8 protein-coding genes and 3 pseudogenes are annotated in these 9,090 nt (G+C 63.4%); 6 read left to right on the top strand and 5 right to left on the bottom strand.

From position 1 onward, the window contains the following. The 4 genes from JWQ89_RS18335 to JWQ89_RS18320 form a co-directional block, all read right to left on the bottom strand. Window positions 1-690 (bottom strand): SDR family NAD(P)-dependent oxidoreductase (locus JWQ89_RS18335; RefSeq protein ID WP_299643314.1); only part of this gene is annotated, 690 nt, incomplete at its 3' end. Beyond that, window positions 687-1,079, bottom strand: a complete 393-nt coding sequence (locus JWQ89_RS18330; protein WP_299643313.1) for a nuclear transport factor 2 family protein — start codon at window positions 1,077-1,079, stop codon at window positions 687-689. The genes JWQ89_RS18330 and JWQ89_RS18335, both read right to left, overlap by 4 nt. Before the next feature lie 62 nt (window positions 1,080-1,141). Continuing rightward, on the bottom strand, window positions 1,142-2,668 hold the full coding sequence (locus JWQ89_RS18325; RefSeq protein ID WP_299643311.1) for an ABC transporter substrate-binding protein: 1,527 nt from the start codon (window positions 2,666-2,668) through the stop codon (window positions 1,142-1,144). A 1-nt stretch (window position 2,669) separates the two neighbouring features. Further along, window positions 2,670-3,740 carry a Gfo/Idh/MocA family oxidoreductase gene (locus JWQ89_RS18320; protein WP_299643310.1) on the bottom strand — a complete coding sequence of 357 codons (1,071 nt, stop codon included), beginning with the start codon at window positions 3,738-3,740 and terminating at the stop codon, window positions 2,670-2,672. Window positions 3,741-3,898: 158 nt separating this feature from the next. Between JWQ89_RS18320 and JWQ89_RS18315 the strand changes: the two genes are divergently transcribed. After that, on the top strand, window positions 3,899-4,774 hold the full coding sequence (locus tag JWQ89_RS18315) for a LysR family transcriptional regulator (protein ID WP_299643315.1): 876 nt from the start codon (window positions 3,899-3,901) through the stop codon (window positions 4,772-4,774). A 154-nt stretch (window positions 4,775-4,928) separates the two neighbouring features. Here the strand turns inward: JWQ89_RS18315 and JWQ89_RS18310 are convergent. Beyond that, window positions 4,929-5,198: pseudogene (locus JWQ89_RS18310) on the bottom strand (transposase); the annotation flags it as partial. Window positions 5,199-5,211: 13 nt separating this feature from the next. Between JWQ89_RS18310 and JWQ89_RS18305 the strand changes: the two are divergent. From JWQ89_RS18305 to JWQ89_RS18285, 5 genes and pseudogenes are all read left to right on the top strand, one after another. Next, a pseudogene (locus tag JWQ89_RS18305) lies at window positions 5,212-5,340 on the top strand (transposase); the annotation flags it as partial. Window positions 5,341-5,648: 308 nt separating this feature from the next. Beyond that, window positions 5,649-6,086 (top strand): hypothetical protein, encoded by a 438-nt coding sequence (locus tag JWQ89_RS18300; protein WP_299643309.1) that lies wholly within the window; start codon window positions 5,649-5,651, stop codon window positions 6,084-6,086. 802 nt (window positions 6,087-6,888) lie between these two features. Continuing rightward, window positions 6,889-7,221 carry a GYD domain-containing protein gene (locus JWQ89_RS18295; RefSeq protein WP_299643308.1) on the top strand — a complete coding sequence of 111 codons (333 nt, stop codon included), beginning with the start codon at window positions 6,889-6,891 and terminating at the stop codon, window positions 7,219-7,221. Window positions 7,222-7,417: 196 nt separating this feature from the next. Continuing rightward, window positions 7,418-8,509, top strand: a complete 1,092-nt coding sequence (locus JWQ89_RS18290) for a sugar ABC transporter substrate-binding protein (protein WP_299643307.1) — start codon at window positions 7,418-7,420, stop codon at window positions 8,507-8,509. A gap of 121 nt (window positions 8,510-8,630) precedes the next feature. Then, a pseudogene (locus JWQ89_RS18285) lies at window positions 8,631-9,090 on the top strand (hypothetical protein); the annotation flags it as partial.

The raw sequence follows: 9,090 nt of genomic DNA, 5'->3' as shown, positions 1-9,090 counted from the left end.
GTAGTACTCGCGCGCCTCCTCCATGGTCGTCCCCACGTGGCCGCCGAGCCGATCGAGATACTGCGGGTTCATCACCATGTCGGTGAACACCACTGTCGGATCGACCGAGTTGGAGCGGACGCCGTAGGGTGCGAGTTCGAGCCCGAAGGCCCGCATCAGGCCCAGTACGCCGTGCTTGGCGGCGGTGTAGTGGGCGAATTCCTTGTTGGCGCGGTGGCTCAGCACCGAGCCAATGAACACCAGCGAACCCGAGCGCTGCGCGATCATCGTGGGCGCGACGGCGCGGGCGGTCTTCCAGACGCCGGTCAGGTTGACGTCGAGCATCTTCTGCCACTGGGCATCGGTCAGCTCCCAGGCCTTGCCCCAGGAATCGATGCCGGCGGCGGCGACCATGACGTCGATATGCCCCCAGCCGGAGGCGACGCTCGCGACCGCGGCGTTGATCTCGTCGCTATCGGTGACGTCGGCCGGCAGCGCCATGGCGCGCCTCCCAAGCGCCTCGACGGCGGCCCGCGTTTCGTCGAGCTGTTCGCGCCGCGCGCCGGGATAGGGCACTCCCGGCACGTCGCGGCCGATATCGATCAGCGCGACGTCGGCGCCCTCCTCGGCGAAACGGATGGCGGTTGCCCGGCCGATGCCACGAGCAGCACCGGTGACGACCGCGACTTTATTCTCGAGCCGTGCGCTCATTGCTTCCTCGGGGGCGTGGGACGCAGGTCGAAGGGCTCGACCACTTCCGATGTGTGCTTGTGGTAGATCTTGCCCTCGTCGTTGACCCAGTAGACGTCGACGCCCCACTCCTTGTAGCGCTTGCCGTCTGCCTTTACGACGTAGCTGGCCACCGTCTCGCTGACGATCACGTCGCCATTAGCGGCCCGGAAGATCCGCTCGATCTGGTAGTCCTCCAGCGAGTCGAACCACTCCCTGGGATGGGCGTGGACCTCGGCCGGCGACAGCACGCGGCTGCCGAAAATGGTGATCGCATCGTCGGTGTAGAGGGCGCTCACGCCTTCGGCGTCGCTGGCCCGATAGAGCCGCTCGACATTCTTTACCCAGGCTTCAGGGTCGGTGACGGCCATCTTGTCCTCGTCGAAAGGTAGCTGGCTGCGGCGGCACCGGGCCGCCGTAGCCGCGATATGCATCAGGGCGCGAGCGTCACGTCCTCGAAGCTGTACTTGCCCTGCGAGTTCGGCTGGAAGCCCGTGACCTTGGCCGAGGTGCCGAAGATGCGGTCCTCTTCCACCACGTAGATGAACGGACAATCGCGGTTCACGATGCCCTGCAGCTCTGAGTAGATCGCCTGGCGCTTGGCTGCATCGGGCTCGGCCCGGCCCTTGAGCACGAGGTCACGCGCTTCGTCGCTGCGATAGCTGCTGTGGAGGCCGTTCTGCGGCTGGTAGTCGAGCGCCACGCCCATCAGCTCGTCGGGATCCGGCGTGTCGTTGGTCCAGCCAGAGATGCGCATGGTGTACTGCTCGGTGTTGTACATTTCCTGCGCGGTCGTTGCCTCGACCTGCTCGATGTTCATGGTGATGCCGATCTCGGCCAGCGAAGCCGCCCAGACCTGCGCAATCGACAGGCGGGTCATGTCGCCGCTCGGCACGGTAGCCGTGAAGCTGAAGCCGGTCGGAACCGAGCTCGAAGCGAGCAGCTCCTTGGCCTTGGCCAGATCGAAGCCGATCGGGTTGGTGGCGGCGTCATAAAAGAACGTCGTCGAGGGCAGGATCGACTTGGCCGCCACGGCCTTGCCGAAATAGACCGACTGGGCGATCGATTCGCGATCCAGTGCCCATGCGAGCGCACAGCGCACCGGTGCTTCGTCGAAGGGCTTGATCTTCTGGTTGATGGTAACAAAGCCGACAGCGGTACCCGAGACGCTGACCGCCTTACCGCCAGTCGCCGCGATCTGGTCGACTTGGGTGGGGGGCACGTCAGTCACGACCTGCGCGTCGCCCGAGGCGAGCTGCAGCGTGCGGGCATTGTCATCGCCCACTACGCGGAAGACGATCTTGCCGATCGTCGGCTTGCCCGCTTGCCAGTAGTTGGGGTTGGCGGCGAGGACGACTTCCTGGCCCTTGCTCCAGCTTTCGAGCATGTAGGCGCCGGTGCCCATCGGCTTTTCGCCGGCCAGCTCACCCGCCGCAGTGAAGTTCGCTTCTTCGTAGATGCTGGCGGCAAAGGTAGATAGCGCTGGGAGTAGCGGAGCGAAGGGCTCCGACATGGTGAGCTTCACGGTCTTGTCGTCGACGGCCTCGACCGACTTGACCGGCGAGAACAGGAAGCCCCACGACCCCGACTGGTCGATAGCGCGGGTCAGCGAGAACGCTACGTCCTTGGCGGTCAGCGGGTTGCCGTTCCAGAACTTGACGCCGTCGCGCAGGGTGAAGGTGGCGCTCAGCCCATCGTCGGCGACGGTCCATTCGGTCGCGAGCTCCGGCTCGACGCCCTTGCCGTCGGCAGAGAGCTTCACCAGCCGCTCGTAGACCTGCAGCTCGGTGAAGATCGAGCGGTCGTCCTGCGTATTGTAGGGATCGAAGGTGAAGATGTCGGCCGGGCGCGCCACGACGAGCGTGCCCTCCTGGGCGACGGCCGACGCGGCCCAGGCCAGCGCCGTCATGGCCAAGCCGGCCATCAGTCCTAGTCTCAGTCTCCTGATACTCTGCAGCACGTCAGATCTCCTTGGTTTGCCCGGTGGAAGTTGAATAGTCGGCTACGGCCTGCCAGCGCTCCTCGGCCATGAGGGCAGCGGCGAGCACGTCCTGCACATGCGCTGCCTGCGCCAGGGTTGGCAGGGTTGAATTGACGCCCGCGCCGCCACGGAGCGCGTCTAGGAAGGCCGCGATATGGCGGCGGGCCGCATCGCTGCGGCGATCGAGCAGCGGTTCGACCCGCGGTTCCTCACTCCCTGAATGGAAGGCGGGGGTGACCCGGTACGACTGGCCGGCATCGGTCCGGTCATCGAGCAGCACTTCGCCGACGGCCTCCGAGCCATGCAGCTTCACCCGGGTGCCGGGAAAGCCGCCGCTCAACACCCAGCTCGAGATCAGGAGGCCAGTGGTGCCGTTCTCGAACTGCAGCTGCAGCGTCGCGATGTCGTCGAGCTTCGCGCCCGGCAGGACCCGCTTGAAGCTCGTGGACACCCGCGCGATCGGGCCCAGCAGCCAGGCTCCCATGTCGACGACGTGCGAACCGTACTCGAACAGGGAGCCACCGGCGGCCTGCGCCGGGTCGTGCTTCCAGTTTGTCGGCTTGCCACCGTGCGTGTGGAACTGCGGATTGTGCTCAGCCAGCTCGACCAGCCAGATTTCGCCGAAGCGTCCTGCCTCGAGATCGCGCTTCATCGCCTGGATGGCCGGGTTGAAGCGGAATGAGTAGCCGACCGTCGCCGGGACATTGGTCAGTTGCTGCAGCGCCGCGAGCTGGTGCGCGGCCCCGCTATCGTTGGCCAGCGGCTTTTCGCAATAGACCGCGACTCCGGCCTCGAGCAGCAGTTGCACGTCGCGCGCATGAATGTGGTCGGGCGTGGCGACGACCGCCAGATCGAGGCGCTCGGCGGCGAGCATGGCCGGCAGCGTCTCGTAGGCGGACGGGATGGCCTCGCCGGCGGCGAAAGCCTCGGCCTCGGCGAGCGAACCGCCGACACAGCCGACCACCTCGACATCGGGCTGCGCCCTCAAGGCCGGAAGCAATGCCGACTTCGTCCAGTAGCCTACCCCGACCAGTCCGCAACGCAAACTCACCCATGACGCCTTTCGGTAATGTGCAGCGCGGCCTCCTCACCCAACTAGCCGGGCTTTTTCAGGCGGAGGCCACTTTCCGATAGAGATTAGGCGGGGCTTTCAAACCCAAGGCAATATGTGTTCATGTAGCTTCAGACGATAGAAAATACATGGATCGGATGGATACGCGCTTTCTCGAGAGCTTCGTCCAAGTGGTCGAACTGGGCTCGATGGCCGAGGCCGCCCGCCGGCTTGACCTCACACCCGCGGCCGTCGCCCAGCGGGTAAAAGCGCTGGAACAGGAGCTCTCGACGCCGCTTCTGGCCCGCGCCGGACGCATTGTGCGGCCGACCGCCGCGGGCAACGCCGTCTACAACAGCTCGAGGGCGCTGCTGAAGGCCTTACGCGAGCTCAAGGAAGCCGCGCTGCTCGACATCGTAGCCGGCGAACTACGCCTGGGCGCCGTCTCGACCGCCATGACGGGCATCCTGCCAAAGCTGCTCTCGCGCGTGAACGTCTACCATCCCGACGTCGCGTTCTTTGTCGCGCCCGGCACCTCGCAGGATCTCTACCAGCGCGTCCTCGTCGGCGAACTCGACGCCGCTATCATCGTCCAGCCGCCCTTTGCCTTACCCAAGGATTGCGACTGGCAAACGGTGCGCGAAGAGCCGCTGGTGTTCATCGCCGCCGACGGCGTCGACCTCTCCGATCCCCACCGCCTGCTGATGACCGAGCCGTTCGTGCGCTATGATCGCAGCCACTGGGGCGGCCGGCTGGCAGATCGCTACCTTCGCAGCTGCGGCATCGTGCCCAAGGACCGCTTCGAACTCGACGCCCTCGAAGCCATTGCCGTTATGGTCGATCGCGGACTCGGCATTTCGCTGGTGCCGGACTGGGCTCCACCCTGGCCACAGGGCCTAACACTGTCCCGCTGGCGCATCCTCGACCGGCGCTTCACCCGCAAGGTCGGGTTGGTTTGGAACCGATCCTCCCTCAATCTTCGCTTGGTCGATGCCCTCGTCGAGCACCTGGATGTGGAACTTGTCGCAACCTAAGTCCGCGCCGACCGGCATCATTTGTCGATGCCGCTTTGGGCCGATATCGTTGATTTAGTCGGCTGTTGCGATGCGGTAGGCTCCTCAGACGGGCTCGGTGTGCAGCGTTGGCACGGCGTCGATAGGGAGATAGCTTCCCTGTCGCCTGTTGGGCCTAGGCGAAGCTGGTCATCGGCCGGAGCTTTGCTAGTTTTCTGAGGTTTTGGGCGGTGACGGCGAGCAGGAACTCGCCGCGGGCGCCGCTGGACCACGCAGGCGGAGCCGAGCGAGCCTGAGGATGCGCTTGAGGTGGGCGAACAACCTCCACCTTCTTGCGCCGATGGCGGGAGCGTACATAGGCCGGCGTGTCGGCAAGTGCCTGGGCCACGTCGCGGGCATCGTCGTCGAGATCGCGGGGGATCTTGCGAGCCGGAGTGTTCGGGCAGGTCCCGCGGACGCCTCTACGGGTGATCGGCATCGACGACTGGGCCTGGCGCCGCAACCACCGATACGGAACCATCGTTTGCGACCTTGAGGCGCGGCAGGTCGTGACTTTGCTTCCGGACCGGGAGCCGGCGACGGCGCAGGCCTGCCCATTTGGACACGGGCGACAGGACGCGGTCACAGGACATAAGGGCGCGGCATCTCGGAGGTACGCACGCCGAAGCGGAAGACGACACCATTGCCTCCGGGATCGAAGCTCAAGGTGTTCGATCACCAGACGAAGCGTGATCTTGGACCGGATGTCCGCGATGGCTTCGAAGAAAGCCTGCCGAACCATCGGTTCGAACCCACCAGTCAACAGTGCAAGCCGTTCGTACTGGCTTAGTTTCTTGAGCATGAGAATGTGCTACCATGCAATGTGAGGCTCAAGTCTGGAAAGAGAGGCTCTGCGATGAAGTCTTTCATTGAAGAGGTGCTGCGCGGAGTTTTCAACGTACGCCCGGCCGCCTTGCTAGCGTCCATCATTCAAACGGCGGTCATTTCCGCTATTGGGCTCGTCGCAAATTTCTGGCTGTCGGGGGCTGCGGCAGCCCACCTTTCCACTTTGGTCGGTTTGATCTTGGAGCTATTTCCAGCGCTGGTTCTGACATTGACCCTGATCGTCCTGCCGGTGGCGGTGGTGGCATTTGTGAAGTTACTGCCCAGCTTCGCTCCTGCGCTGCTGACACTGGGACTCGCAATAACCGCCAATGCAGTTCTTCCCGCTCCTCTCAGGTGGGTTGTGGCAGCGCTCTTATTGTTGCACGGGCTGCGATACACACTGCTTGCTATCCTGGGTATCGCCGATGATTGGCAACGACAAATGGACCTCGCTCAGAAAGCCGCTTAGGCGGACAAGTCTAGTCGTGGAGGACCGCGATACCGCGGACTGAGCGGCCGCACCTCGGCGATCGCGTTCCGTACGTCCTCGGCCTTTACACCCACGGCGTACGGCCTGCCCCTTCGTCGGAGCCTGCCCAGTCGAGCTGATGGTCAGCGTCCGGAGCGTCTGCAGCCGGCGCTGCCGCTTACATCATTGATCTCCCGAACGCCCTCAATCACGTATTCGGTGTGGTTGGACGGATCACCAATTGGGGGTCCCACGGGTTCGCCGGGACCCCGGCGGGCGGAACCCGCAGTGTGGCCGGGTACCCGCCGGATTGGCTGATATCTGCGACCGACTAGCGAGGACTAGTTTCCGCCTGACAAACACCCCGCAAAGACTTGCTGCGATAGTCATTGTGCTTCAATTCAGTGCCTGCATCCTCCTTAGGAATCGTAAGGAACGACGTGTTGATGAGGTTCAGTGCCGGTTGTCCGATCATTCGCAAAACTGGGTCATGTTGATCTGCCAATGAGCCAGGATGATCTGCTCGATCAATGGCCGTCAAAATGCGAGTTGCGATCATTTTGCGCATCATGGGAGGCGGAGGTCCAATCTCGAGGGCCTCCTACAACTGCACCGGCGCTGTTTTCGCACCGAAAGCATTTGAGCCCCAAAAGGTTGTGGTACCCAGCGAGAGCGCTGGCATCGCGCTGAGGCTGCTGCCTCGGCCCTTGCGTTACCTTGTTCGGGGTCCTCAAGAAGGCCAGCCTTCCATTCTGCCCTATTCCGGCGCAAGCTCAGCAATCGGCCAAAAGGGAGGACTAAATTGGCAGTCTACATCACACAGGCCAGGTACTCGCATCAGGCAATCAGCGGCTTAGTGCGCAATCCAGAGGACCGCTACGAGGAGGTTCGCGGGCTTTTCGAACGAGCCGGATGCAAACTGCTTAGCTACTACATGACGCTCGGCGAGTACGACTTTATCATTACCTACGAAGCACCCAATCCGGTCGCAGTGATGAGCGTGCTCGCAACCGCTGGCGCTGGCGGTGGGGTCACAGACACCAAGACCATTACGGCTGTCTCCACGGCTGAGGCGAAACAAGCATTCGAACTGGCAAAGGCTTCTGCCGGAAAGTTCCGATCGGCAGGAACCTAACCCACAGGGAAGGGTAGTACCGTCGGATGGCGAGGTGTCAGAGAGCTGGCAGTTGCTGGACGGCGGAGCGGCAAATTGAAGGCGAAGTCACAACTACAGGGAGGAACAGGAAATGCAGTCACATGGAAGAGTACCAAGTGGTTTTAGGCCATCACGAGTACTACTTGGCCTCGCGGCCACTCTCGCTCTTGGCCTTTTGGCGGGCACGACAGCACTGACGGTCGCCCAGGATGGCCCCCCCGGCATCACCACCCCGAAGGTCTTTGCCCCCTTCGATCCCAACGCGCCGGTGTGCAGCGCGCCGCCGGGCCTTGAGAAAGTCCTGGCCTTTGCCCAGGACAACGAGCGCGAGTTCATGCAGGGTGTCGATCACGGGCTCGAAATGGCGGCCAAGGATCGCGGGCTCGAGTATCGCCGGGCCCTTGCCAATAACGATGCGGCCAAGATGGTGTCGGACGTGCAACTGCTGCTGGCCTCGAAAGTCGGCGCCATTGTTGCAGCGCCGGTCGATCCCGCATCGCTGAGCCATAGCCTCCAGGAAGTCATATGGGCGGGCGGTTACGTAGGAACAATCGTTCCACCGCCGGCGACCTCGCTGCTCAACGCTCCGCAGTACGCGACCGGCAAGGCGCTCACCGACGCGGCAATCGCCTATATCAACGATCACCTTGGCGGGAATGCGAACGTCGTCCTCCTCACCCAGGACCAGATCGAGTTCCTCGCGCCGCGCTTTGCGGCGATGCGGGACGGCCTCAAGGGCCTGCCGGGCGTCACGATCGTTGCCGACATCACACCAAACCCCGTCAACAAGGAGGGTGGGTTCGAGACCATGAGCACCATACTTCAGGCCCATCCGGACGTGGACGTGGTGCTTGGCGCCGATACGGTGGTGCTCGGTGCGCTTGCGGCGCTTCAGGCGGCCGGCAAGGCACGACCCGACCAGTTCCTCGGCGGCATTGACGGGGAGCCGGAGGCCGTATCCGAGATCAAGAAGGCCGACGGCCCCTACAAGGCGAGCATCTCTCTGTCGTCGCCGGTCTTCGGCTATGCTATGGGGCAGCACGCTGCCGATTGGCTCGAAGGCAAGAGCATCCCGCAGGCCATGGACATCCTGCCGAGCGCACTCACCAGCGACAACCTCGCTCAATACGAGGCCGACCTTGCCGATCCCGCTGCGGTCTACAACGATCCCGCGCGTCGCGACTACTACCTCAAGATGTACGGCAATATCTGCTACGACTCGCGCGACCAGTATGTGAACTTCCCTTGGTCCTCCGAGACCAAGTAACGCCCTGACAGTGCTCCGCGTGATCCGGCCGGTCTCAGCGCATCGCTGGGGCTGGCCCGGTTTTCAAGAGAAGCGACAGACTGAAATGATAACCGACAGCGCGCGCGCGGAACATCGGGCCATGGAACCACAACAGAGCTGGTTCTCATCGCATCTGCCAGGCACCAAGGCCCCTGGCGAGGCTTCCGGCCGCGTCGGACTGGCGCTGGTCGCGGTGGCGCTGGTCATTCTTTTCTCAGTGCTCAACACCTCGTTCTTCCGCCTCGAGAACTTCGTCGTCATCGGCGTAAACTCGACATCTATCCTCATCGCCGTGCTCGGCACCTCAGCGCTGCTGATCGCCGGCTATGTCGATCTTTCGATCGGCAGCATGATGGCGCTGATCGGCATCATCGTCGCCAAGGTCGCCGTCGTGACGCAGGATCCAATGCTCGCCACTGCAACCGGTCTCGGCTTGGGTTTCCTGTTCGGTCTCATCAATGGTCTGCTCGTCAGGCGGCTGAGCATTTCGCCGCTCATCGTCACGCTCGCCATGCTCGCGCTCTATGGAGGACTTGCCTACGTGGTCAGCAGCACTGCGG

Source organism: Devosia sp., assembly GCF_028290645.1.
In the GTDB taxonomy this organism is placed as follows: domain Bacteria; phylum Pseudomonadota; class Alphaproteobacteria; order Rhizobiales; family Devosiaceae; genus Devosia_A.
The sequence above is the reverse complement of the archived record's forward strand: the minus strand, read 5'-3'. Positions and strand labels throughout refer to the sequence as shown.

Excerpts from the sequence above, each read along its gene's own strand:
- JWQ89_RS18330 (WP_299643313.1), bottom strand. The coding sequence starts at position 1,079 with ATGGCCGTCACCGACCCTGAAGCCTGGGTAAAGAATGTCGAGCGGCTC.
- JWQ89_RS18315 (WP_299643315.1), top strand. The coding sequence starts at position 3,899 with ATGGATACGCGCTTTCTCGAGAGCTTCGTCCAAGTGGTCGAACTGGGC.
- JWQ89_RS18300 (WP_299643309.1), top strand. The coding sequence starts at position 5,649 with ATGAAGTCTTTCATTGAAGAGGTGCTGCGCGGAGTTTTCAACGTACGC.